Source organism: Pantoea sp. Tr-811 (assembly GCF_011752535.1).
Lineage (GTDB): Bacteria > Pseudomonadota > Gammaproteobacteria > Pseudomonadales > Pseudomonadaceae > Aquipseudomonas.
The window spans coordinates 19,305-43,122 of the sequence record NZ_VWXJ01000030.1 but is presented as its reverse complement, the minus strand read 5'-3'; the positions used below and the strand labels follow the sequence as shown (position 1 = coordinate 43,122).

General features: G+C 65.0%; 23 protein-coding genes. 8 read left to right on the top strand and 15 right to left on the bottom strand.

Annotated elements, in window-relative coordinates; translation table 11 throughout:
• Positions 1–251 precede the first annotated feature (251 nt).
• The 3 genes from F3J44_RS28100 to F3J44_RS28090 are packed head-to-tail and all read right to left on the bottom strand — an operon-like array spanning position 252 to position 2,753.
• Positions 252–989, bottom strand: a complete 738-nt coding sequence (locus F3J44_RS28100; protein ID WP_167277729.1) for an ABC transporter ATP-binding protein — start codon at positions 987–989, stop codon at positions 252–254.
• 4 nt (positions 990–993) lie between these two features.
• Entirely contained in the window at positions 994–1,800 is an 807-nt protein-coding gene (locus F3J44_RS28095) for an ABC transporter permease (RefSeq protein ID WP_167277727.1), read from the bottom strand.
• On the bottom strand, positions 1,797–2,753 hold the full coding sequence (locus F3J44_RS28090; protein ID WP_167069761.1) for an aliphatic sulfonate ABC transporter substrate-binding protein: 957 nt from the start codon (positions 2,751–2,753) through the stop codon (positions 1,797–1,799). Before F3J44_RS28090 ends, F3J44_RS28095 begins: the two co-directional genes overlap by 4 nt.
• Before the next feature lie 367 nt (positions 2,754–3,120).
• On the opposite strand from F3J44_RS28090, the gene F3J44_RS28085 reads away from it, so the two are divergent.
• Complete coding sequence (locus F3J44_RS28085) at positions 3,121–3,441, top strand: hypothetical protein (RefSeq protein ID WP_167069759.1); 321 nt, start codon at positions 3,121–3,123, stop codon at positions 3,439–3,441.
• A 203-nt stretch (positions 3,442–3,644) separates the two neighbouring features.
• A complete protein-coding gene (locus tag F3J44_RS28080) occupies positions 3,645–4,457 on the top strand; it encodes an ABC transporter substrate-binding protein (RefSeq protein ID WP_167277726.1) in 813 nt (270 codons plus the stop codon).
• A 10-nt stretch (positions 4,458–4,467) separates the two neighbouring features.
• On the opposite strand, the gene F3J44_RS28075 is transcribed toward F3J44_RS28080, so the two are convergent.
• From F3J44_RS28075 to F3J44_RS28060, 4 genes are all read right to left on the bottom strand, one after another.
• Positions 4,468–5,490 (bottom strand): XdhC family protein, encoded by a 1,023-nt coding sequence (locus F3J44_RS28075; RefSeq protein ID WP_167277724.1) that lies wholly within the window; start codon positions 5,488–5,490, stop codon positions 4,468–4,470.
• A 91-nt stretch (positions 5,491–5,581) separates the two neighbouring features.
• The gene (locus F3J44_RS28070; RefSeq protein WP_167277723.1) at positions 5,582–6,928 is read right to left on the bottom strand and encodes a cytochrome c; all 1,347 of its coding nucleotides are present in this window, start codon (positions 6,926–6,928) and stop codon (positions 5,582–5,584) included.
• A 13-nt stretch (positions 6,929–6,941) separates the two neighbouring features.
• Positions 6,942–9,191: a molybdopterin cofactor-binding domain-containing protein gene (locus F3J44_RS28065; RefSeq protein WP_167277721.1), complete on the bottom strand. Its 2,250-nt coding sequence runs from the start codon at positions 9,189–9,191 to the stop codon at positions 6,942–6,944.
• The gene (locus tag F3J44_RS28060; protein ID WP_167069748.1) at positions 9,191–9,646 is read right to left on the bottom strand and encodes a (2Fe-2S)-binding protein; all 456 of its coding nucleotides are present in this window, start codon (positions 9,644–9,646) and stop codon (positions 9,191–9,193) included. The genes F3J44_RS28065 and F3J44_RS28060 overlap by 1 nt, the downstream gene beginning before the upstream one ends.
• A gap of 243 nt (positions 9,647–9,889) precedes the next feature.
• Here F3J44_RS28060 and F3J44_RS28055 point away from each other — a divergent pair, with 243 nt between their 5' ends.
• Positions 9,890–12,076 (top strand): OsmC domain/YcaO domain-containing protein, encoded by a 2,187-nt coding sequence (locus F3J44_RS28055; RefSeq protein WP_167277719.1) that lies wholly within the window; start codon positions 9,890–9,892, stop codon positions 12,074–12,076.
• 93 nt (positions 12,077–12,169) lie between these two features.
• Here F3J44_RS28055 and F3J44_RS28050 read toward each other — a convergent pair whose 3' ends face one another.
• Positions 12,170–12,469, bottom strand: a complete 300-nt coding sequence (locus F3J44_RS28050; RefSeq protein WP_167277718.1) for a hypothetical protein — start codon at positions 12,467–12,469, stop codon at positions 12,170–12,172.
• A 172-nt stretch (positions 12,470–12,641) separates the two neighbouring features.
• On the opposite strand from F3J44_RS28050, the gene F3J44_RS28045 reads away from it, so the two are divergent.
• Together F3J44_RS28045 and F3J44_RS28040 are read left to right on the top strand one after the other, a co-directional pair.
• A complete protein-coding gene (locus F3J44_RS28045; protein ID WP_167277716.1) occupies positions 12,642–13,070 on the top strand; it encodes a DUF2231 domain-containing protein in 429 nt (142 codons plus the stop codon).
• Entirely contained in the window at positions 13,067–14,356 is a 1,290-nt protein-coding gene (locus F3J44_RS28040; RefSeq protein ID WP_167277714.1) for a sorbosone dehydrogenase family protein, read from the top strand. Before F3J44_RS28045 ends, F3J44_RS28040 begins: the two co-directional genes overlap by 4 nt.
• Positions 14,357–14,425: 69 nt before the next feature.
• Here the strand turns inward: F3J44_RS28040 and F3J44_RS28035 are convergent, their stop codons facing one another.
• Positions 14,426–15,364, bottom strand: coding sequence for a LysR substrate-binding domain-containing protein (locus F3J44_RS28035; protein WP_167069738.1), 939 nt, complete (start codon positions 15,362–15,364; stop codon positions 14,426–14,428).
• A gap of 146 nt (positions 15,365–15,510) precedes the next feature.
• On the opposite strand from F3J44_RS28035, the gene F3J44_RS28030 reads away from it, so the two are divergent.
• Positions 15,511–16,887: an L-serine ammonia-lyase gene (locus F3J44_RS28030; RefSeq protein WP_167277712.1), complete on the top strand. Its 1,377-nt coding sequence runs from the start codon at positions 15,511–15,513 to the stop codon at positions 16,885–16,887.
• 40 nt (positions 16,888–16,927) lie between these two features.
• On the opposite strand, the gene F3J44_RS28025 is transcribed toward F3J44_RS28030, so the two are convergent.
• From F3J44_RS28025 to F3J44_RS28015, 3 genes are all read right to left on the bottom strand, one after another.
• The gene (locus F3J44_RS28025) at positions 16,928–17,383 is read right to left on the bottom strand and encodes a DUF1842 domain-containing protein (RefSeq protein ID WP_167069733.1); all 456 of its coding nucleotides are present in this window, start codon (positions 17,381–17,383) and stop codon (positions 16,928–16,930) included.
• 18 nt (positions 17,384–17,401) lie between these two features.
• Positions 17,402–17,983, bottom strand: a complete 582-nt coding sequence (locus F3J44_RS28020) for a DUF1842 domain-containing protein (protein ID WP_167069731.1) — start codon at positions 17,981–17,983, stop codon at positions 17,402–17,404.
• Between the two features lie 250 nt (positions 17,984–18,233).
• The gene (locus F3J44_RS28015) at positions 18,234–18,911 is read right to left on the bottom strand and encodes a DUF3313 domain-containing protein (protein ID WP_167069729.1); all 678 of its coding nucleotides are present in this window, start codon (positions 18,909–18,911) and stop codon (positions 18,234–18,236) included.
• A 170-nt stretch (positions 18,912–19,081) separates the two neighbouring features.
• On the opposite strand from F3J44_RS28015, the gene F3J44_RS28010 reads away from it, so the two are divergent.
• Both F3J44_RS28010 and F3J44_RS28005 read left to right on the top strand, forming a co-directional pair.
• Entirely contained in the window at positions 19,082–19,468 is a 387-nt protein-coding gene (locus F3J44_RS28010) for a type II toxin-antitoxin system RelE/ParE family toxin (protein ID WP_167277734.1), read from the top strand.
• Positions 19,449–19,754, top strand: coding sequence for a DNA-binding transcriptional regulator (locus F3J44_RS28005; RefSeq protein WP_167277711.1), 306 nt, complete (start codon positions 19,449–19,451; stop codon positions 19,752–19,754). Before F3J44_RS28010 ends, F3J44_RS28005 begins: the two co-directional genes overlap by 20 nt.
• A gap of 133 nt (positions 19,755–19,887) precedes the next feature.
• Here the strand turns inward: F3J44_RS28005 and F3J44_RS28000 are convergent, their stop codons facing one another.
• The 3 genes from F3J44_RS28000 to F3J44_RS27990 all read right to left on the bottom strand — a co-directional run bounded on the left by F3J44_RS28000 (position 19,888) and on the right by F3J44_RS27990 (position 23,767).
• Positions 19,888–21,183 (bottom strand): FAD-binding oxidoreductase, encoded by a 1,296-nt coding sequence (locus F3J44_RS28000; protein WP_167277709.1) that lies wholly within the window; start codon positions 21,181–21,183, stop codon positions 19,888–19,890.
• A 14-nt stretch (positions 21,184–21,197) separates the two neighbouring features.
• Positions 21,198–22,286, bottom strand: coding sequence for a polyamine ABC transporter substrate-binding protein (locus F3J44_RS27995; protein ID WP_167069723.1), 1,089 nt, complete (start codon positions 22,284–22,286; stop codon positions 21,198–21,200).
• A 122-nt stretch (positions 22,287–22,408) separates the two neighbouring features.
• Positions 22,409–23,767, bottom strand: a complete 1,359-nt coding sequence (locus F3J44_RS27990; RefSeq protein ID WP_167277707.1) for a glutamine synthetase family protein — start codon at positions 23,765–23,767, stop codon at positions 22,409–22,411.
• Between the last annotated feature and the right edge of the window lie 51 nt (positions 23,768–23,818).

Genomic DNA, 23,818 nt, shown 5'->3' with positions numbered 1-23,818 from the left:
CTGCCGATCAAGCGCCCATCTCCAGGCCAGCGCCACCCCCGGTAGGAGCGAGCGCAGCTCGCGATGGGGCGCGCAGCGGCCCCAGGGTTTCAGTCTCGCGGCTCATAGTGCTGGGGCTGCTTTGCAGCCCATCGCGAGCTGCGCTCGCTCCTACCGGGTCCCGTGGGAGCAGGCTTGTCGAGGCGTCGAACCGCCGCGAACACCGGCAAAGCCGGTGCCATGTTCCCAGCCCTGTAGGCGCGAACGGGCCGCTAGATCACCCGGGCATCGTGCAACGCCTCCAGCGCCTGGCTGCGTAAACGCGCCAGGCGCTCGTCCGTTCGCTCCCGTGGATACCCCAACCCCACCCGCAACGCCCGGCAAACGGTGCCAGGCCGGTTGCCGATCACCAGCACGCGGTCACTCAAGTAAAGCGCCTCGTCCACATCGTGGGTCACCACCAGCAAGGCGATGCCGTGCTTGCGGGCCAGGGCCAGCAACAGGTCCTGCAACTTGAAACGGGTGAAGGCGTCCACCGCACTGAACGGCTCGTCCAGCAACAGCAACTGCGGCTGGCCATACAGGCCGCGGGCGATGGCCACGCGCTGGGCCATACCGCCGGACAACGCCTTGGGCAGTGCCTCGGCGAAGCCGCCGAGGCCAACTTCCTCGATCAGCGCGGCGACCCGTGCGCGGTCGTAGCGCCGGTCTTCGCTAAAACCGATATTGTCGGCCACGTTCAGCCAGGGCATCAGCCTGGGTTCCTGGAAAATGAAACCAACCTGCTCGGGGCAGCGCTGGAGGCGCCCGGTGAAGTGCGTGTCCAACTGCGCGACCAGGCGCAGCAGGGTGCTTTTGCCACAGCCGCTGGGGCCGAGCAGGCTGACCACCTCGCCGGGTTGCAGTTGCAGGTCGATCGGCCCCAGTACCGGTGTATCACCGAAGGCCTTGGCCTGCACCTGCAGGTCAAGCAGCGGGGCGATGGGGGGGGTGCGCAAGGGTTGGTTCATCGGTTCAGGCCTTGGTGTCGGTGCCATCGAAAGTGTCACGCCAGGCCAGCCAGCGCCGCTCCAGGGTGGCCAGCAGGCCGTCGGTGAGCTTGCCGAGCAGCGCCAGCACGATGATCGCCGCCAGCACCAGGTCGGGCCGCGACGTTTCCCGGCCGTCGCTGAGCAGGTAGCCAAGGCCGCGCGTTGCAGCGATCAGTTCGGCGGCCACGAGGAACATCCAGCTCAGGCTCAGGGCGCTGCGCAGCCCGGTGAACACGCCGGGAATGGCCGCAGGTAGCAGCACCCGGCGGGCCAGGCGCAGGGGGCCGAAGCCGTACATGCGCGCCACCTCGACCAGCTTGCGGTCGATGTTGCGGATCGCCGCCACGCCATTGAGGTACACCGGGAAGAACGCGCCAATGGCGATCAGGGTGACCTTGGAGGTTTCGCCGATGCCCAGCCACAGCAGCAACAGCGGCACCCAGGCCAGGCTCGGGATCGCCCGCAAGCTGGCGAAGGTGGGCTCCAGCCAGGCTTCGGCCTCGCGGCTCAGCCCAACCCAGGCGGCAAACAGCAGGCCGAGCAGGGCGCCGATGGCAAAGCCGGCCAGCACCCGGGTCAGGCTGGCGCCGATGTGTTTCCACAGGGCGCCATCAGCCAGTTGCAGCAAGGTCTGGAACACCTCGGTGGGCGCGGGCATCTGGTAGGCGGCGATCCAGCCCAGGCGCACCACGGCTTCCAGCAACACGATCAGCGCCAGGGGCAGGGCCAGGCCCTTGAGCCGCCGTGGCCATTGGCGCGGCCTGCGTGCCGGCAGGGCGCTGGCGGTCATTCGGCACTGGCCTTGGCGAAGGAGGGGTCGATCAATTGGTCGATCACCTGGTTGACGTCGACACCCCGCTTGACCAGCTCCTCAGACACCAGGATCGGCGCGGCGGACTTCGACGCCGCCACATCCTCGGCACTCAACTGCGGCGTGCTCAGGTCGGTGCGCGACAGCTGCAGCTTGGCCACGTCCAGCGGCAGCTTGGATTCCTCGGCCAGCAACTTGGCGAATTCATCGGGGTGGGCGATGGCCCAGTGGCGGGCCTTTTCATAGGCCTTGATGACCGTGGCGATGGTTTGCGGGTGCTGCTTGGCAAAGGTTTCAGTCACGCTGACCACGCCGTAGCTGTTGAACGCCTTGTTGCGGTACAGCAGGCGCGAGCCGGCCTGCAGTTCGCTGGCGGCCATGTGCGGGTCCAGCCCGGCCCAGGCGTCCACATCGCCTTTTTCCAGCGCCGTGCGTCCATCTGGGTGCTGCAAGTGCAACAGTTCCACGTCGTTCTTGCTCAGGCCGGCCTGCTCCAGCGCGCGCAGGGTGAACAGGTAAGGGTCGGTGCCTTTGGTGGCGGCGATTTTTTTGCCCTTGAGGTCGGCCAGGGTGTTCAGCGCCGAGCCCTTGGCCACCACCAGCGCCGTCCATTCGGCGCGGCTGTAGACGTACACCGACTTGATCGGGCTGCCGTTGGCGCGGGCCAGCACGGCCGAGAGACTGGCCGATGAGCCGAAGTCGGCGCCGCCGCTGTTGAGGTATTCCAGCGAACGGTTGCTGCCCTGGCTGAACACCCAGCTGACCTTGGATTCAGGCAAGGCCTGCTCCAGCCAGCCGAAGTGCTTGAGCACCAGGCTGACGGGTGAGTAGTAGGCGTAGTCCAGGCGCACTTCCTTGGGGGCGGTTTCGGCGTGGGCCAGCGAGGTGAAGGCCAGGGCGAGCAGGCCGGTGGTGAGTGTGGTCAGGCGCATTGCAGGGTCCAGTCGAATGAGGGGATGACCCTTCGATTGCAGGTGGCATGCCATTTCGCCAGCTTGCGCACCGTCGGTTGGCGCGAGCCCCGTGGGTGCGGGCCTTGCGGCAACGGCGCCATTACCCGGGCGTGCGTCAACCAGTGCCAAGGAGGCGGGTGGATGCTGTAGGGTTTGCGCACAGTCTGTTGGTCGGCTGTTGCCTGGCGGGCAGCAGCCGAATGGCGCACGGCACTAGGGCGGCGGCCTTGATTGTGGTATACAAGGCTCCATACCCACGCCATTTTTGCCTGGCACCTGGATGCGTTCAGGCGTGGCGGGTTTTTCCCTGCACCTGCTCCTTTTACCGTGAAACGGAGATTCGAAGATGACCGCCACCGACCGTCTGAGCCTGCTGCAGTACGAGCACCTGGGCCTGGACGATGTTGCCGCCGCCGAGTTCAAGATTGCCCTCGAAGCGCTGCGCAAACTGGCTCTGGAAGACCGCTATGAACACCCGGCGGCCTTGCACCTGGGCGATATCGCCGACAGCGAGAACCGCCAGCAACTGGCCGAAACCAAGGGCTGGGGCATTGGCTTCCTGCAGGGGCTGACCTGCGCCAAGGCACTCACGCCCGACCAACTGGAGGCCCTGCGCCAGGTCTTCCAGGGGGCGGCAGAGCGCGCCATCAAGCGGATGTGCCGGTGAGCTGAGGCTGCCCGCCGCCCGCCGCCCGCTGCCGGTTTGCCAAGGCCGGGGCCGACCTTCCAGCGTCGCGCCCCGGCCTTCGTGTTTCCGGCGCCCAGGGCCGCAGCAGATGAAAAACCTGGCGGCTGGCCGATCCTGGTCCAGACTGTTCAATGCACGCGGCTACCGCTGCCGCTGATAGCAATGGATTGTGAGGGGTGTAGATGATCGAGCGCTGTCGTTGCCGGTCCCTGCTGTCGCTCTTGCTGATGCTGCTGCCGAGCCTGGCGCTGGCGGATGAGGCGTGCCGTCAGCTGACGGCGACCGGTAACCCCGAGTACCCCCCGTACCTGTGGCGCGACCCGCAGAACCCCCAGCAGCTGATCGGCGCCAACGCCGATTTGCTCAAGCAGGTGGGCGCAGCGCTGGGCGTGGAGGTGACGGTGGTCTACGCCGGGCCCTGGTCGCGGGCCCAGGAGGAAGTGCGCACCGGCCGTATCGACCTGATGGCGGGCTACTTCATGACCCAGGAACGCCAACAGCAGATGGATTTCGTCAGCCCGCCGTTCCTGCACACCCCAAGTGTGGTCTGGGTGCGTGAGGATGCGCCCTTCGCCTACCACGGCTGGGCAGACCTCAAGGGGCACACCGGCGGCACCCTGGTGAGCAATAGCCATGGCCAACAGTTCGATGACTTCGCCAGGGCCCACCTGCGGCTCGAAGCGGTGCCAAGCGCCAAGCAGGCGTTCGAAAAACTGCTGCTCAAGCGCAATGACTATGTGATCTACGAGCAGTACCCAGGCATGGCCCTGGCGCGCACCCAGGGTTGGGAGCCGCAATTGAAGGTGCTCGACCCGCCGGTGTCCAGCGAGGGCCTGTACCTGGCGCTGTCCCATGGATCGCCGTGCAACCAGCCGGCCCTGCGCGAGCAGTTGGCGAACAAGATGAAGGAACTGGTGGCCGGCCCGCTACCGGAGCAGCTGGTGAAGAATAACCTGGAGCGCTGGAAGCAGCAGCATGCAAGCGCGCAACCTTGAGCCGCGACTGTCAGCTTGCCGCCTGTGGCTGCTCCAGCGCGCGCTTGGCTTTGCTGACATTCACCTCTCCCGGCAAGGCGACGCCGTTCTTCACCGCCAACATTTCCGCCATCACGCTGACGGCGATTTCCGCCGGGGTCTTGCTGCCGATATAGATGCCGATCGGGCCATGCAAGCGCTGCAGGGAGGCCTCGCTTTCGCCGAAGTGCACCCGTAGCCGCTCGCGGCGTAACTGGCTGTTGCGCCGTGAACCGATGACGCCGATGTAGAACGCCGGGCTGTGCAGGGCTTCGAGCAGCGCCAGGTCGTCCAGCTTGGGGTCGTGGCTCAGGCCGATCACAGCGCTGCGCACATCGGGGGCGAAGGCGCGCACGCCATCGTCCGGCATGGCAACGAGCTTCTCCACCCCCGCGACGTTCCAGGCGCCCATGTACTCGGGCCGGGGGTCGCACACCGCCACCTTGAAACCGTTGAACAGGGCCATGCTGGCCAGGTATTCGGCGAGCACGCCAGCGCCGATCAGCAACAGCCGATAACCAGGGCCCAGGGGGTTGCGCAGGTGGCTGCCGTCGAAAACGAACGGTGCGGGGGCGAGGGTGGCAGTGAGGGTTGCCTGGCCGCTGGCCAGGTGCAGTTCGCGTTGCACCAGCTTGCCAGCATCCAGCAGCGCCAGCAGCTGCACCAGGCTGGCCAGGGCCGGGGTGAATTCCAGCACCAGCTCCAGGGTGCCCCCGCAGGGCAGGCCAAAGCGGTGCGCTTCGTCGGCGCTGACGCCGTAACGCGCCAGCTGCGGCAGGCCTTGCGGCATGCCGCTGCCCTGGTAGGCAGTGGTGTAGCGGTGGATCAGGTCGTCCTCGATGCAGCCGCCGGAAACGCTGCCGATCACCCGGCCATCGCCGCGCAGGGCCATCATCGAGCCCACCGGGCGCGGTGATGAGCCCCAGGTACGGGTCACGGTGGCCAGCATGACGCGCTCTCCAGCCTGGAGCCAGTCGTGGGCGGTGCGCAGTACCAACAGGTCGATGCTTTCCATGGAAAGTCCTTGGTCACGTTTTTACCCGTGCCGACCTCTCCCTTGTAGGAGCGGGCTTGCCCCGCGAAGAGGCCAGCACAGGCGACACCACTCAACGCATGTGCAAGATGATCGGGCTGCTGCTGGCCGGGTCGGTGCGTGCCCGCAACGCGCCAACTGCCTGCGCATCCACCGCACCGCCATGGTTACCCCAAGTGCTGCGCACAAAACTCAGCACGTCGGCTATTTCCTGGTCGCTCAACTGCTCACGGAACGCTGGCATGCGGTAGGCATCCGGTATGCCCGCCGCAACGATGCGTTGCGATCCGTTGAGGGTGATGTTGACCGCCGAGGCGTGCTCAGCGGCCAGGGCCGAGGTCGCCCCCGCCAACGGCGGCATCCATTCGCGCTGGCCCTTGCCGTCCAGGCCATGGCACGAGGCGCAGCGGTTGACGTACACCTGCGCCCCGGCGCTGCCCAGGCGGGCGGTGGCGAAGGCGCTCTGGTACTGCCAGGGTGGGCCGTCGCGCTGCGGGTCGCCGGGCAGCGACTTGAGGTAACGGGCGATTGCCTTGAGGTCGTCGTCGGCCATGAACTGGGTGGAGTTGTTGAACGCCTCGGTCATCGACCCGTACACCACGGCGTGCTGGTTGCGCCCGGTCTTGAGGAAGCTGACGATGTCCGCCTCGTTCCAGCGGCCTAGGCCGGTGTTGGGGTCGCTGCGCAGGCTGGGCGCGTACCAGCCATCGAGCAAGGCGCCCGCCAGGAACGGCGCCCCGGCTTCGTCCAGGGCTTTTTCGTTGAACGCCAGGCCGCGCGGGGTATGGCAGCTGCCGCAGTGGCCCGGGCCCTGGACGATATAGGCGCCGCGGTTCCACAGTGGGTCTTGCCCGGGCTTGCTGGCGTAAGGGCTGTCGGCGGCGAACAGGCCGTTCCACAGGGCGATGGGCCAGCGCAGGTTCAGCGGCCAGGGAATGTCGCTCTTGAGGTTCGCTTGCTGCACCGGCTGCACACCTTTCATGAAAAAGGCATACAAGGCGCGCACATCGTCATCGCTGAGCTTGGCGTAGGACGGGTAGGGCATGGCCGGGTACAGCCGCCGGCCACCGGGCGCGACGCCGTGGCGTACGGCACGGTCGAAGTTGGCGAGGCTGTAGCGGCCAATGCCGGTGTCGCGGTCGGGGGTGATGTTGGTGGCATGGATCGCGCCCAGTGGCGTGGCCATTTCCAGCCCACCGGCGAACGGCTTGGCATCGGGCAGGCTGTGGCAGGCCACGCAGTCGCTCAGCCGCGCCACGTATTCGCCGCGGCTGACCAGCTCCGGGTCCAGGCGCACGTCCGGCTCCACGGAAAACGGCGTGGCCGGTTCCCGGGTGACGTACCAGGCCAGTACCCCGGCCGCGACCAGGCATGGCAGGGTCAGCCAGCCAAGGGTCCTTGCAATACGACGCTGGGTCATGGGGATATCCCTGTCAGCTGAAGGTGTGGCGGCTCATGGGCAGGCTACGCACGCGCTGGCCGGTCAGTTGCGCCACCGCATTGGCCACGGCAGGCGCCACTGCCGGCAGCGGCGGTTCGCCAATGCCGCCCATCTTCGCCCCGCTTTCGACGATGCGCACATGCACCCGGGCCATGCGCGAGGGCGGCAGAATCGGGTACAGGTCGTAATTGCGTGCGCGTGGCTTGCCGTCGATGATCACCGCCTCTTCCACCAGGGTTTGCGACAGGCCCAGGGCCACGGCGCCGTTCACCTGATGTTCGATGATCGCCGGGTTGACGATGCTGCCGGGGTCGATGGCCTCCCAGATGTCGTGCACCTTCACCTGGCCATTTTCGATCGACACCTCAGCAATGGCCGCCGCTTGCGAACCAAACGGCGAGGCCATGGCGATGCCACGGGCGCGCCGGGTGCCGTCCTCGGCGGTGAACGGCCCGCGTTTCCAGCCACCGGCCAGGTCAGCCACTGCGTGCAGCAGGTTGGTCAACCGCGCGTTGCCCTGCAGCAGGTGCAGGCGCAATTCGAAGGGGTCCTTGCCGCCTTTGTCGGCCAGCTCGTCGAGGAACGATTCATAGAAGAAGTCGTTCAGCGAGTTACCCACCGAACGCCAGTAGCCGAGCATGGCCGGGCCCTTGACGTAAATTTGCGCGGTGCGCTTGTTGGGGATGTTGTAAGCCTTGCCCGATAAACCCTCGACGGCAGTCGGGTCCACCTTGTCGCCTTGCTTGCCGGCCAGGGCCTCGGTCGGCCCTTCCGTGGCGCTTACGGCCTCGATGGCCACCGGCAGGCCGTCGGCGTCGAGCCCTGCACGGAACTTGACCACCGCCACCGGGCGCAGCACATCGCGCAGGAATTCCTCTTCACGGCTCCAGATCAGCTTCACCGGGCGGCCCACCGCCTTGGCCAGGGCGATGGCCTGGGGGTAGGGGTTGGCCGAGTCGTAGAGGAAGTGCCGGCCAAAGAAACCGCCCAGCAGGGGTGAATGCAGGGTGACCTGCTCGATGGCCAGGCCGGTGCGCTTGGCAATGTCGTCGCGGAACATGTCTGGCGCCTGGTTGGGCAGCCATACCTCCAGTGTGCCATCGGGGTTGAAGCGGGCGAGGGCGGACGGCGGCTCCAGCTGGGCGTGGTTGAGGTACTGGTTGTGGTAGCTGGCCTCGACCCGGGTCTTGGCGTTGGCCAGGGCAGTGGCGATATCGCCTTCGTTTTCCTCATCGCGCGAAGGCCCTTCAACCTTGGCCAGGTGTTCGCGCCACCCATCGCTGGAAAAGTCTGCCGGCATTGCCCTTAGCGGGGTGCCTGCTGGCGCTTCCTGCCAGTCGACCTGGATGGCCTCGACCGCGCGCTTGGCATGCCACCAGCGCTGCGCGACCACCGCCACGGCGCCGGGCAGCTGATGCACCGAGTGCACCCCCGGCATGGCCTTGACCTGGTCTTCGTTGCGCAGGCTGGCAACCGTCATGCCCAGGCGCGGGGCATGCTGAACGGCGGCATGGAGCATGCCGTCGACCTTGATGTCGATGCAGTACACGGCCCTGCCGGTGGACTTGTCGTAAGCGTCCAGGCGCCGCACCGGCTTGCCGATCCAGCGGAACTGGCTGGGGTCGCGCAGCTTGATGCTGGCCGGGTCCGGCACCGGCAGGTCCATGGCGCGGCCGGCCAGTTCGCCATAGGCCAGCGAGCGGCCCGAGGCGCCATGCAGCACCTTGCCAGGTTCGGTACTTAGTTCGGCGAGCGGCACGCCCCACTGCTCGGCGGCTGCCTGCAGCAGCATGGCCCGGGCCAGGGCGCCCAGGCGGCGCATGGTCGGGTAGCTCATGCGCACCGACATGCTGCCGCCGGTGATGCGCATGCCATTCTCCATCACCACGTAGGCTTCACCGGGCGGGGCGCTGTCGACCACGAACTGGGCCGGGTCGACGTCCAGCTCCTCGCCAACGATCTGCGCCATGGCGGTGAACGGGCCTTGGCCACCCTCCATGAATGGGCTGAGCAGGCGTACCGTGCCGTCCGGGCGTATTTCCAGGAAGGCCGGCACCTGGGTGCCGCGTTCCACCGTGGCGGTGGCGGCTGCCTGCACCCGGGACGCCCCCAGCGGCAGGCCGAAGCCCAGCACCAGGGCGCCCGCAGCGGTGCCGACCAGGAAGCGCCGGCGCGACAGGTTGACGGTTTCACCGCGCTGCAGCCTGAGCAGTTCGGCGGGGGTATCGACGGGCGTGTTCATCAGGCCTGCTCCCCTTGTGCCAGTGCGTGCACGGCGGCATGGATGGCGTTGTAGGTGCCACAGCGGCACAGGTTGACCATCGCCGCGCTGATCTGCTCGTCGCTGGGCTTGGGGGTGTGCTTGAGCAGCGCCGTGGCCGCCATCACCTGGCCAGACTGGCAATAGCCGCACTGCGCCACCTGGTGTTCCACCCAGGCCGCCACCACGCGCTTGCCGACCGCGTCGGCCTCGACCGCCTCGATGGTGGTCACATCGCGCCCGACCACGCCGGCCACCGGGGTGACGCAGGCGCGCACCACATTGCCGTCCACCAGTACCGAGCAGGCGCCGCACTGGGCCAGGCCGCAGCCATACTTGGTGCCGGTCATGCCCAGGTCGTCACGCAGTACCCACAGCAGGGGCGTGTCGGCCTCGGCGTCGACCTGGTAGGTCTTCTGGTTGATTCGAAGTTCCATGGCTCACCTGCTGATCATCGGTTGAAGGCGTTTGCTGTCTGCAGGGGAATACGTTGTTCCCCAATGCAGAAACGCTAGCACAGGGGCTTGCGCCGAAGATGAGGGCCGACCGCAGGTGCGCAGGATCAGGCAAGCAATTCGGTGGAATGCGCAAAGGGTGAGGGCGGGGAGGACTTCCAGGCGGAAAACCCGGATAATGCCGACCAATTTCGTTTTGCACGCTTAAATCACGGTAATTCCCGCATGGAAATCAAGGTCAATTTTCTCGACAACCTTCGTCTTGAAGCCAAGTTCGACGACTTCACGGTGATCGCCGACCAGCCGATCCGCTACAAGGGCGACGGTTCGGCCCCGGGCCCGTTCGACTATTTCCTGGCCTCGTCGGCCCTGTGCGCGGCGTATTTCGTCAAGCTGTACTGCCAGACCCGCGATATCCCCACCGAGAATATCCGCCTGTCGCAGAACAACATCGTCGACCCGGAGAACCGCTACAACCAGATCTTCAAGATCCAGGTCGAGCTGCCCGAGGACATCTCCGAGAAGGACCGCCAGGGCATCCTGCGCTCGATCGACCGCTGCACCGTGAAAAAGGTGGTGCAGACCGGCCCCGAGTTCATCATCGAGGAAGTCGACAACCTCGACGCCGATGCCCAGGGCTTGCTGATGCCGGTGGCCGACACCACCACCTACATTCCTGGCAAGGACCTGCCGCTGGAGCAGACCATCGCCAACATGTCGGCCATTCTCGCGGGCCTGGGCATGAAGATCGAAATCGCTTCGTGGCGCAACATCGTGCCCAACGTGTGGTCGCTGCACGTGCGCGATGCCCAGTCGCCGATGTGCTTCACCAACGGCAAGGGCGCCACTAAGGAGGCTGCGTTGGCCTCGGCGCTGGGCGAGTTCATCGAGCGGCTGAACTGCAACTTCTTCTACAACGACCAGTTCTGGGGCGAAGACATCGCCAATGCGCCGTTCGTGCACTACCCGAACGAGCAGTGGTTCAAGCCAGGCCCCAAGGATGCGCTGCCGGAAGAAATCCTCGACGAACACTGCCTGGAAATCTACAACCCCGACGGCGAACTGCGTGGCTCGCACCTGTACGACACCAACTCGGGCAACACCGCCCGCGGCATCTGCTCGCTGCCGTTCGTGCGCCAGTCGGATGAACAGGTGGTGTACTTCCCGTCCAACCTGATCGAAAACCTGTTCCTGAGCAACGGCATGAGCGCTGGCAACACCCTGGCCGAAGCCCAGGTGCAGTGCCTGTCGGAAATCTTCGAGCGGGCGGTGAAACGCGAAATTCTGGAAGGCGAACTGGCCCTGCCGGACGTGCCGCACGCGGTGTTGGCCAAGTACCCGGGCATTCTCGCCGGCATCCAGGGCCTGGAAGAGCAGGGCTTCCCGGTGCTGGTCAAGGACGCTTCGCTGGGCGGTGAATTCCCGGTGATGTGCGTGACCTTGATGAACCCGCGTACCGGCGGCGTGTTCGCCTCGTTCGGCGCCCACCCAAGCCTGGAGGTGGCGCTGGAGCGCAGCCTCACCGAACTGCTCCAGGGCCGCAGCTTCGAGGGCTTGAACGACCTGCCGCAGCCAACCTTCGAAAGCCATGCGCTGACCGAGCCGAACAACTTCGTCGAGCACTTCATCGACTCCAGTGGCGTGGTGTCGTGGCGTTTCTTCAGCGCCAAGGCCGACTTCGACTTCGTCGAGTGGGATTTCTCCGGCCATGGCGAAGACTCCAACGCCCAGGAAGCCGCTACCCTGTTCGGCATCCTCGAAGGCCTGGGCAAGGAAGTGTACATGGCCGTGTACGACAACCTTGGCGCCACTGCCTGCCGGATTCTGGTGCCGGGGTACTCGGAAATCTACCCGGTCGAGGACCTGATCTGGGACAACACCAACCGTGCCCTGGGCTTCCGTGCCGATATCCTCAACCTGCACAGCCTCGACGACCGCGCCCTGCGCGCGCTGCGCCGGCGCCTGGAAAACTGCGAGGTGGACGACTACACCACCATCACCACGTTGATTGGCGTTGAGTTCGACGACAACACGGTGTGGGGGCAGTTGACCATCCTGGAGCTCAAACTGCTGATCTGCCTGGCGCTCAAGCGCTTCGAAGACGCCAAGGAACTGGTCGAGGCGTTCCTGCAGTTCAACGACAACACCGTAGAGCGCGGCCTGTTCTACCAGGCGTTGAACGTGGCGCTGGAAGTGCAGCTGGACGATGAGCTGGAGATGCAGGACTACGAGGTGAACTTCCGTCGCATGTTCGGCAACCCACGGATGGATGCGGTGTTGGGCTCGCTTGATGGCAGCGTGCGCTTCCACGGGTTGACCCCAACCAGCATGAAGCTCGAAGGGCTGGACCGTCACCTGCGCCTGATCGAAAGCTACAAGAAGCTGCACGCAGCGCGGGCCAAGTTCGCCTGACCCGGCGCCGCTTCGCGAGCTTCGCTCGCTCCTACCAGGCTTGCACAGGCCCCTCGTAGGAGCGAGCAAAGCTCGCGATGAGGCCCACCTGAGTCACCGCGAATGCTTGCACCTGGCCAACACCACCTGGCAGGTATCCGGCGTGCCGCCCGACCGCCCGGCATAACGAATGCAGTTGCTGAGCGACTTTTGCTGCGCACTGCCCAGGCTGTCGCCCCAGGCCAGGCCGCCTTCACCCTGGGTGGGCACGGCCTTGGCGTAGCAGTTGGAGCCAGCTGCCGCATAGTTAGCCTTGCCGTGCTTGCTCGAACAGCCGGCATTGAGCACCAGGCTCAAGGCCAGCAGGGCTTGCGCTGCCCGGTAGGCGCACTGGCGGGCGTGACAGGTGTTCATGGTAGCCCTCGTTACGGTACGCGAAGTTTTTCAGGATATTTCTATCAAGCCAAGCGGTGAACTAACCGAAGGTCAAGGCGATCCCTTCTTAAGCGCACCCCGCGCATGCCTGACGGATCGGGCCTGCATGCCAGTCCGTCTGCCCCAGGTCACTGACTGATAAGGAGGCGCCGTGACCGCTACCGAGCAAACCCTCTACCGCTGCACGCCCAGCCCGCTGCATGGCATTTTGCTGGCCGGCACGGTCCCGCTGTTTCTTGGCGCCTTGCTAAGCGACATTGCCTACTTCAAAAGCTACCAGATCCAGTGGAGCAACTTCGCCGCCTGGCTGATCGCCGGTGGCTTGCTGTTCTGCGGGCTGGCGTTGCTGTTCGCCCTGGCCAACCTGGTGCGTGCCCAGCACAAGGCGGGCCGCCCAACCCTGTACTTCCTGCTGTTGCTGGTGACCTGGGTGCTGGGGCTGATCAATGCATTCGAACACGCCAAGGATGCCTGGGCGGTGATGCCAACGGGCCTGGTGCTGTCGCTGGTGGTGACCGTACTCGCCTGCGTGGCCGCCTGGTTGGGCATGAGCAACCTGCGCGCGGGAGGTAAAGCATGAAAACCGTGCATGGCATGTCGCTGTTGAGCCTGGCACTGCTGCTGGCCGCCTGTGGCGGTGATGGCGAACCCACCCAGGCGCTGGGGCCAGACCCGAAACTGCCGGCCCCCGAGCGGGGCTTGCTGCCGAGCATGAAGATCGCCAAGCCGGCCCAGTGGGGCGAGCAAAAGCCGACGGTGCCCGAGGGCTACAGCATCACCGCCATCGCCACTGGCCTGAAAATCCCGCGCCAGAGCCTGGTGCTGCCCAATGGCGATATCCTGGTGGCCGAAGGCCGTGGCGGCAATGCCGCCAAGCTCAAGCCCAAGGATGTGATCGCCAGCCAGATCAAGGCCAAGGGCAACACCCAGGTCAAAGGTGGCAACCGCCTGACCTTGCTGCGCGATGCCGATGGTGACGGTGTTTATGAAATGCAGACCGTATTCGCCGACAACCTCAATGCGCCCTACGGCCTGGCCTATGCCGACGGCAAGTTGTACGTGGCCAACCAGGATGCCCTGGTGCGTTTCGACTACCGCGACGGCCAAACCAAGGCCGATGGCCCACCGGTAACGGTCACCGACCTGCCGGGCGCGATCAACCACCATTGGACCAAGGCGCTGACCATCAGCCCCGACGGGCGTTACCTCTACGTAGGCATTGGCTCCAACAGCAATATCACCGAGCGCGGCATGGAGGCTGAAGTGGACCGTGCCATGGTTTGGCAGGTCGATGCCCAGACCGGCGCGCACCGGCCCTATGCCACCGGCTTGCGCAACCCGACCGCGCTGGCGATCCAGCCACACACCGGGCAGCTGTGGACCGTGGTCAACGAGCGGGACGAGCTGGGCCCGGATTTGGTGCCGGACTACCTGACCTCGGTGCGCGAGGGCGGCTTCTATGGCTGGCCCTATAGCTACTGGGGCCAGAACGTCGATGAGCGGGTCAAGCCACAGGCGCCGGACAAGGTAGCTGCCGCGATCAAGCCCGACTACAGCCTGGGCTCGCACGTGGCAGCGCTGGGCGTCGACTTCTCCATCGCGCAAATGGGCGAGCGTTTCGCCGAAGGTGTGTTCATCGGTGAGCATGGCAGCTGGAACCGGCCGAACCCGGTGGGCTACAAGGTGATCTTCGTGCCGTTCAGTGGCGGAAAGCCTGCGGGCGAACCGATCGACTTCGCCACCGGCTTTCGCGGCAAGGACGGCAAGACCCGCGGCCGGCCGGTGGGGGTGACGGTGGACCCGCGCGGCGCGCTCATCATTGCCGACGACCTGGCTAACACGGTGTGGCGGGTAACGCGCAACTAAGGGGCGCTGCCGCCCTGGCCGCCACCCCTGTGCAGGCGGCCAGGGCGGGCCTTGGTTGGGCCTTGCGCTTCATGACGCCAATGGATGCAACTCGCGGAACACCCGCGCTTCGGCCACCAGCCAATCGTGCACCGCCCGGGCCCCGGGCTGGCTCAGGCCTCCCGGCGGGTAGTGCACCACGTAACGCTTATGGTTGGCGATCGGCACGCCGAACGGCACGATCAGGGCGCCGCGCTCCAGCTCGTCATTGAGCAAGGTGCGCCGGGCGATGGCCACGCCGACCCCGGCAATGGCCGCCTCGATGGTCAGGTGGTTGCGGTTGAAAGTATGCCCGCGGCGCACATCCAGCCCCGTTGCGCCGATACCTTCCAGGTAGAACTCCCATTCGGCGTATTCCGAACTGCCGCGCCAGGCGGTGATGTCGTGCAACAGCGGGTAGTGCTGCAAGTCGGCTGGCCCATGCAGCGGCGGGCGCCCGCGCAGCAGGGCGGGTGAGCACACCGGGAAGATCTGCTCGTCCAGCAGCGGCGTTGAAAGCATGCCGGGGTAGCTGCCGTCGTTCAGGTCGATGGCCAGGTCGAAGTCGCCTGGGTGCAGGGCCTGGGCGCTGTCCTCGGCCACCAGGCGCAGCTCGATGTCCGGGTAGCGCTGCTGAAAGCGCGGCAGGCGCGGTGTCAGCCACTTGGCCAGGAACGAAGGGATCGAGCGCAGGCGCAGGGTGCCGCGGATTTCCCCGGCGTCCAGGCGCAGCAATTCCGCTTCGATGCTGCCATAGGCCTCGGCCACTGTCTGCGCCAGGCGCTGGCCCTCGGCACTCAGCTCCACCCCGCGCGCCCGGCGCAGGAACAGTTTGTAGCCCAGGCGCTCTTCGAGCTGGCGCATCTGTTGGCTGACGGCGCCGGGGGTGATGTGCAGCTCTTCGGCGCAGCGGGTGAACGACAAGTGCCGTGCTGCGCAGGCGAATACATGCAGCCAGACGAACATCTGGCCATTGAGTTGTCGTCTCATCGTTTAGTTTCGCTAAAGCCTTGCTTAGGAAGTTTCGTTGGTCATTGGCGGGCTAGGGCGTCAGTATCGCGCAATATCGCAGTACCGTTCAATTTCTTCAGATCAGCGTGCGACTGCTACCCGGGTCGTCACGTTCAGGCATTAGTATGGCTATCAGTGTTTTCGACCTTTTCAAAATTGGCATCGGCCCGTCCAGCTCCCATACCGTAGGCCCGATGCGGGCGGCGGCCACCTTTGCCCAGGCGCTGCGCGAGCGCGGCCTGTTGGCCCAGGTGAGCCGGGTAGAGGTGCGCCTTTATGGTTCGCTGTCGGCCACCGGGGTTGGCCACGCCACCGACCGGGCCTGCCTGCTCGGCCTGATGGGCCAGTGGCCAGACCGCATCGACCCGGCCACCATCGAGCCGCGCATTCGCCAACTGATGGAAGAGCAGTGCCTGATGCTCGATGGCAGCCAGCCATTACCCTTCCAGTACGCCCGCGACATGCTGCTGCTGGACGAAAGCCTGCCGTACCACCCCAATGCCATGTGCCTGGAAGCCTTCGGCGCGCAGGGCAGCCTGTTCAGCCAGACCTACTACTCCATTGGCGGCGGCTTCATCGTCGAACAGGCCGAGATCGACGCGCCTGAAGCCCAGGTGAATGCCGTCAGCCTGCCTTATGAATTTTCCAGCGGCGCCGAGTTGCTGGCCCTGTGCAAGGCCAACGGGCTGAGTGTGGCCCAGTTGATGATGGCCAACGAACGCGCCTGGCGCCCCGAAGCCGAAGTGCGCGAGGGGCTGCTGCGTATCTGGGCAGCCATGCGTGACTGCGTCAACAATGGCCTGCGCAATGAGGGCGTGCTGCCCGGTGGGCTCAACGTCAAGCGCCGCGCCGCACGCCTGCACCGTAGCCTGCAGGAGATCGGCAAGCCCAACGTGATCGGCTCGACCCTGAGCGCCATGGAGTGGGTGAACCTGTTCGCCCTGGCGGTGAATGAAGAAAACGCCGCCGGCGGGCGCATGGTCACCGCCCCCACCAACGGTGCGGCGGGCATCATCCCGGCGGTGCTGCACTACTACATGAAGTTCAACCCCACTGCCTGCGACGACGATGTGGTGGCGTTCCTGCTGGCCGCAGCGGCGGTTGGCATCCTGTGCAAGAAGAATGCTTCGATTTCCGGGGCCGAAGTGGGGTGCCAGGGGGAGGTGGGGTCGGCCTGCTCCATGGCCGCGGCGGGCCTGGCCGAAGTGCTGGGTGCCACCCCCGCACAGCTGGAGAACGCCGCCGAAATCGCCCTGGAACATAACCTGGGGCTGACCTGTGACCCGGTTGGCGGCCTGGTGCAGGTGCCGTGCATCGAGCGTAACGCCATTGCAGCGGTCAAAGCGATCAACGCTGTGCAGATGGCCCTGCGCGGTGATGGCGAGCATTTCATTTCGCTCGACCGGGTAATCCGCACCATGCGCGACACCGGCGCCGACATGCATGCCAACTACAAGGAAACCTCGCGCGGTGGCCTGGCGGTAGCCTTCGTCGAGTGTTGAGCGGTGCCCGCCGGCAAGGCTTGCCGGCGGGCGCTGCCGGTTATTCCCCGTGCAGCTGGCTGATTGCAGCTTTCAGGCGCTGGGCAATCTGCGGCCGGTCCTGGTGGGTGACATCAGGCGCCTTGCGCACACGGCCATGCTGGTCGAGCCAGTGCCCGCCGCTGAAGTAGCGGTAGCTGGCTGAACCGTTGCTCCAGTCGGTTTCCAACAGCCCGTGCAGGTGGAAGGTCTGGGCGATCTGGCTCAGCGGGCCGCTGGGGCTGCCGTCCAGGCTCAGCACGATCGAGGGCGCGCCCGCCGGGGCGAACTGCAGTTCGCTGTAGTCTCCCCAAACGTTGGCGTGGAAGATCTGCAGCGGGTGGGTAGCCTGCGAGGCGCGTGCCTTGCCGGAAACCTTCTTGGTCACGGTGTTGACCAGCAGGTCGAGGGTCAGGGTTGGGGCGCCGAGCAAGCCGTTGCTGACGTTCAGGCGGGTATGAAACAGTCCGATGGCCATGGTGTGCTCCTTGCCTGCTCAGGCTTTCTTGGCGGTTTTGGTGGCCGCGCTCTTGGTTGACGAAAGGGCCTGGTCGAGGCCGACGCTAGCCAGTTGCTTGAGTTGCGCAACATCGCCGCTGGCGATCAGTGCCTCCAGGGTGGCGCTGTGCAGCTCGGTTTGCAGGTCGACATTGGCCAGGGGCTGGATGCGCTGGTTGTCCAGCGTCACCGGCACGTTCTCCACGCTCACCCAACGTTGCCCGTTGTAGTACTCGTAGTTGGCCACGCCCTGTTGCCAGTTCTGGTCGAGCAGAGCGTGCAGTTTGAACAGCACCGGCGAATTGGCGTGTGGCCCGCCCTGGTTACCTTGGGCGGTAATCAGGATCTTGCCTTGGCTCGGTGGCAGAACCGTGAGGTAGCTGTAGCTGCCCCAGGTGTCCAGGTGCAGGTCCAGCGGTGGGTTGGTGGCCTGGGTGAGCAGGGCTGCGCCATTGATGCTGCGGTCGGGGGTATACACCAGCAGGTCCAGTTGCAGGCGCGGGGCGCCTGGCTGGTTGGTGCCGATCAGGTAGGCCACCGGGAACAGGCCTACCGTAGGTGCGAGCAGTGAATCAGACATGATTGCCTCCATTGCATTCGATGAATGAGAAACCGGTACACAGCTGCGATGGCGGGCGGCGAATACGAGGAAGAAGAGGGAGTCGGGCGAGGGTGTTGGTGTGCCCGGAACGCGCGGCTGTTGGCAGCCTGCTTGTGCAGCCATCCCTGGTCTGCGGTGCCACCTGCCTGGCAGCCCGCTTGATTAAAGCAGGCCCTTCAGGCAGTGATGGCATTTTTGCATTATCTCCGACAAGTGGCAGGGCAGGCCGTCACTTGGGCTTGCGCTTGAGCGCTTCGAAACTGGCGCGCATGTCCCTGGCCCAGCCGTCGAGCACGGGCTTGACGTCATCCAGGGTCAGTTGCTGCGTGTTGTTTTCCAGTGGTCTGCCGGCGCCCTTGCGTACCACCTGGGCCAGTACCTGTTGGCTACCACCGTCGAGAAATGCCGCCTCCACGCCCACGTCCACGTCCTGGTCGCGGCCACCGGTGGCGGTGTTGACGCCAGCGGCGATCAGCGCAATCGGAATCACTTCGTAGGGCTTGAGCCCTTCATTGTGGGTGGACACCGCCGTGATGGCCGGGCGCACCACAATCGTTCCAGGGCCTGGGGCCTTTGCCAGCGTCAGCACACTGCCCATTTCCCGGCGCAGGGCTTCATTGAAATAGCGGGTGATCTGCTGCAGCGTCTGCGCCGAGATGACGGCGGTTGGTTGCGGCTTGGGGTAGAACTGGCTGGGTTCGATGTACACCTGGCTGTACTGCTCGGGCTTGATCCCCGGCTCGACCCAGCGCATCACCGGCGCGCCCGACGGGCTTTTCGCCGCCTGCAGGCGGCTGTAGTCCTTGAGGAAACCCGAGTAATCCTTGGGGTCTACGCGGTTGCTGGAGCAGGCGGCCACGGCGAGCAATGCAGCGCACAACAGGGTGATGCGAGGCAATGAGTTCATGAGGGCAGGCTTCCAAGAAGGGGCGGCCTGAACAACGCTAGCAGGTGCTTGGCGCTTGGCCAGTAGGCAAAAAAAGTCGAGTTTCCTACAAGGCTACGGGGATGTGCCTGATATCTCGTTATGGCGATCCTTGGAAAACTATGCCCGTATCGGGTATGGTAAGGAAACCAATCATGAAGGTCCTCAAACGCAAGGATTTCGCGCGTTGGCAGGTTGCGCAGGGGCTTACTGACCGGGCACTGTGCCAGGCAGTGGAGGAGATGCGCAGGGGGCTGGTCGATGCCAGCCTTGGCGGTGAGTTGTATAAGAAGCGAGTGGCGCGGCAGGGTTTCGGTAAAAGGGGCGGATACAGAACATTGCTTTCAGCACGTTTGGGCAACCGTTTCGTTTTCCTCCACGGTTTCGCCAAAAGCGAAAAGGCAGACATCACGCAGGATGAGCAAAAGGCGCTGAGGTTTGCAGGCAAGGTTTTTCTGGAGTTGCCTAGCGCGGCACTCAGCCGGGCATTGGAATCAGGAATATTGTTGGAGGTCTGCTGTGAGCAGCAAGCTTGTTGAATCGTTGCGGGAGGACCTTGTTGCCCTTCATGAAGCTGGGGCTGTTGCCAAGGTGACACTGCGCGACTTTGAAATGATTTGCCCGGCACCGGTTCGGGACTTCAGTGCATTGGATATTCGCCAACTGCGTGAAACGCTGAATTTCAGCCAGCCGGTTTTCGCCCTGCACCTGCATACCAGCGCCTCCACGGTGCGTAAGTGGGAGCAAGGCGAGACGCGGCCTGCAGGCCCTGCTCTTAAATTACTTAATATCATTGCAATCAAAGGGTTGCATGCAATTCTTTAAGTAAATTTTCAGATTGTCTTTTTTATAAAAATTTGTTTTAAATCAATAAATTACTGATATTTTATAAATCTTTTTCTGGAATGGCATTCGTCGCGTCCAGATTGGTTTGCGACGAACGCCGTGCAGCGTTTGCTTACCCCAACACCTCCTTCAGCCGATACCACAGCATCCCCAAGGCCAGCAGCGGCGAGCGCAATGCCTTGCCCCCCGGGAAGGTCAGGTGGGGCACCGCGCTGAACACATCCAGCCCCTGGCTCTGGCCAAGGGCGATGCTTTCGGCCAGCAGCCGGGCGGTCCAATGGGTGACGTTCAGGCCGTGCCCGGAATAGCCCTGGGCGTAGAACACATTGGGGTGTTGGCTCAGGCGCCCGACCTGGGGGAAGCGGTTGGCGGTAATGCCGATCATGCCGCCCCACTGGTAGGCCAGCTGCACATCGGCCAGCTGCGGGAACACCTTGAGTACCTTTGGCCGCATGTAGGCGCCGATGTCCTTGGGGTCGCGCCCTGAGTAGTGGCAGGCGCCGCCGAACAACAAGCGGCGGTCCGCCGTCAGGCGGTAGTAGTCCAGGCCAACCTTCTGGTCGCACAGGGCCATGTTCTGCGGAATCAACTCAAGGGCCAGGGCTTCGGGCAGCGGTTCGGTGGCCACCACGTAGCTGCCGGCCGGTAGCACCTTGCCGCTCAGGCGAGGCTCCAGTTCATCCAGGTGGGCGTTGCACCCCAGCACCAGGCTTTGCGCCCGCACCTTGCCGCGCGCCGTGTGCACGGTCACCGTGCTGCCGTGGTCGATCCGCAGCACCGGGCTTTGCTCGAAGATGCGTGCGCCCAGCCCCTGGGCCACGCGCGCCTCGCCCTGTACTAGGTCAAGCGGGTGCAGGTGGCCCGAGCCCATGTCCACCAGCCCACCGGCGTACTGGTCGCTGGCGACGACCTGGCGTATGTGCGCAGGGGCGACCAGGCGTGTTTCGTGGCGGTAGCCCTGCGCGGCCAGTTGCTCCTGCTCCTCGCGCAGCGCGGCGAACTGCGCCGGTGTGTTGGCCAGCTCGCAGAAGCCCCAGCGCAGGTCGCAGGCGATGCCGTACTGCTCGATTCGGCGCGCCACCAGCGCCACCGATTCGATGCCGGCCTGTTGCAGGTAACGCACGCCGTCCTGGCCGACATGGCGGGCAAAGCCGCTGACGTCGTGGCCAATGCCACGGATCAGCTGGCCACCGTTGCGCCCGCTGGCGCCCCAGCCAATGCGCCGGCCTTCCAGCAGCACCACCGACAGGCCACGCTCGGCCAGTTCCAGGGCGGTGTTGACGCCGGTCAGGCCGCCCCCGACCACGCAGACGTCGGCGCTCAGTTCGCCGTCGAGGCTGGGGTAGGGCGCCGCATCGCGTGCCGTGGCGGCGTAGTAGGAGGCGGTGTGTTGGTTATCGAAAGGCATGGCGCGTTCTCGGCTCAGCGGTTGGACTTGATCTTGCTCCAGGAACGGGTCATCACCCGCATGATTTTCGGGCTCGGGGTGCTGGAGATGTACAGCTTGTCGAGCACGGCCTGGGGTGGGTAGATCTCGGGGTTGTCGACCAGCGCGGTGTTCATGTAGGCCTTGGCGTCAGGATTGGCGTTGGCGTAGCCGACGGTGGCACTGACCTTGGCGATTACCTTGGGCTCAAGCAGGTAGTTGATGAAGGCCAGGGCCTGTTCCGGGTTGCTGGCGTCCTTGGGAATGGCGAGCAGGTCGAACCACAGGTTGCTCCCTTCCTTGGGGATGCTGTAGGCGATCTTCACGCCATTGTTGGCTTCCACTGCCCGGTTGGCGGCCTGGAAAACGTCGCCCGAATAGCCGAACGCCACGCAGATATCGCCGTTGGCCAGGTCGGAGACGTATTTGGAGGAATGGAAGTAGGTGATGTAGGGGCGCAGTTCAAGCAGGCGCGCCTCGGCCTTGGCATAGTCGGCGGCCTTTTCGCTGCGCGGGTCCATGCCCAGGTAGTTGAGCATGGCCGGGAACAGCTCGTCGGGCGAGTCCATGAACGCTACACCGCATTGCTTGAGCTTCTTCAGGTTCTCCGGCTCGAACAGCACCGCCCACGAGTCGATATGGTCGACGCCAAGTGCCGCCTTGACCTTTTCGACGTTGTAGCCGATGCCGTTGGTGCCCCACAGGTAGGGCACGGCGTACTGGTTGCCGGGGTCGTTCTGTTCAAGCTGCTTGAGCAGTTTGGGGTCCAGGTGCCGCCAGTTCGGCAGCTTGCTGCGGTCCAGGGGCAGGAACGCGCCGGCCTGGGCCTGGCGGGCAAGGAAGTGGTTGGAGGGCACCACCACGTCATAGCCGGTACGCCCGGCCAGCAGCTTGCCTTCCAGGGTTTCGTTGGAGTCGAACACGTCGTACACGACCTTGATCCCACTGCTGGCCTGGAAGTCGGCCAGGGTGGTGTCACCGATGTAGTCGGTCCAGTTGTACACGCTGACCGTCGGCGCGGCCTGGGCGGCGGCGCCGAACAGCAGGGTGAATGTGGCGGAAATCAGGGCTTGCAGATGACGCATGTCGACACCTCGTTGGTCTTGTTCTTAGGGTTCGGCGTTTAGAAAGGCTGCTTTGCAGCCTTTTCGCGGGCAAGCCTGCTCCCACCGGGACAAGTGTGGGAGCGGGCTTGCCCGCGAACAGGTCAGACGCTCAGCAACAGGAATTCACGCTCCCAGGAGCTGATCACGCGCTTGAAGTTCTCGTGCTCGGCGCGCTTGACCGCCACATAGCCCTGGACGAACTGCTTGCCCAGGTAGTGCTGCACGGTTTCGCAGTCTTCCATGTGCTGCAGCGCGTCCTCGATGGTGATTGGCAGGCGCAGGTTGCGCCGCTCGTAGGCGCGGCCCTGTACCGGGGCGCTCGGCTCGATGCGCTCGACCATGCCGATGTAGCCGCACAGCAGGCTGGCGGCAATCGCCAGGTACGGGTTGGCGTCGGCGCCCGGCAGGCGGTTTTCCACGCGCATCGCCTCGGGGCTGGAGGTCGGCACGCGCAGCCCTGCGGTGCGGTTTTCCTCGCCCCACTCAACGTTCACCGGCGCCGAGGTGTCCGGCAGGAAGCGGCGGAACGAGTTGACGTTGGGGGCGAACATCGGCAGCAGCTTGGGGATGTATTTCTGCAGGCCACCGATGTGGTGCAGGAACAGCTCGCTCATGCTTCCATCGTCATTGGCAAAGACCGGCTTGCCGGTGGCGATGTCGACCACGCTCTGGTGCAGGTGCATGGCGCTGCCCGGTTCGTCGGTGATCGGCTTGGCCATGAAGGTGGCGGTGACGTTGTGCTTGAGCGCGGCCTCACGCAGGGTGCGCTTGAACACGGTGATCTGGTCGGCCAGGTCCAGCGCATCGCCGTGGCGGAAGTTGATCTCCATCTGTGCCGGGCCGTCTTCGTGGATCAGCGTGTCCAGGTCCAGGCCTTGCAGCTCGCACCAGTCGTAGACGTCTTCGAACAGTGGGTCGAATTCGTTGGCGGCGTCAATCGAGAACGACTGGCGCCCGCTTTCCGCGCGCCCCGAACGGCCCAGCGGTACTTGCAGGGGCAGGTCCGGGTCTTCACAGCGCTGGGTCAGGTAGAACTCCATCTCCGGCGCGACGATGGGCTGCCAGCCTTTGTCGGCATACAGCTTGAGCACCTTCTTCAGCACGTTGCGCGGCGACAGTTCGATGGGGTTGCCCTGTTTGTCGAAGGTGTCGTGGATCACGATTGCGGTCGGCTCGATCGCCCAGGGGATCTGGTACACCGCCGTAGGGTCGGGGCGGCAAACCATGTCGATGTCGGCGGCATCGAGCAGGCTGTAGTAGATGTCGTCGTCGACATAGTCGCCGGTAACGGTCTGCAGCAGCACGCTTTCTGGCAGGCGCATGCCGCGCTCGTGGAGGAACTTGGCGGTCGGCGCAATCTTGCCGCGGGCGATGCCGGTCAAGTCGCTGATCACGCATTCGACTTCGGTGATCCGGTGTTCTTTCAGCCAGGCGGACAGCTGATCGAAGGGGGCGTTCATACAGACCTCTTGGTTGGGTTTTTGTGTGTGAGCCAATCAGGGCGCTTCCCA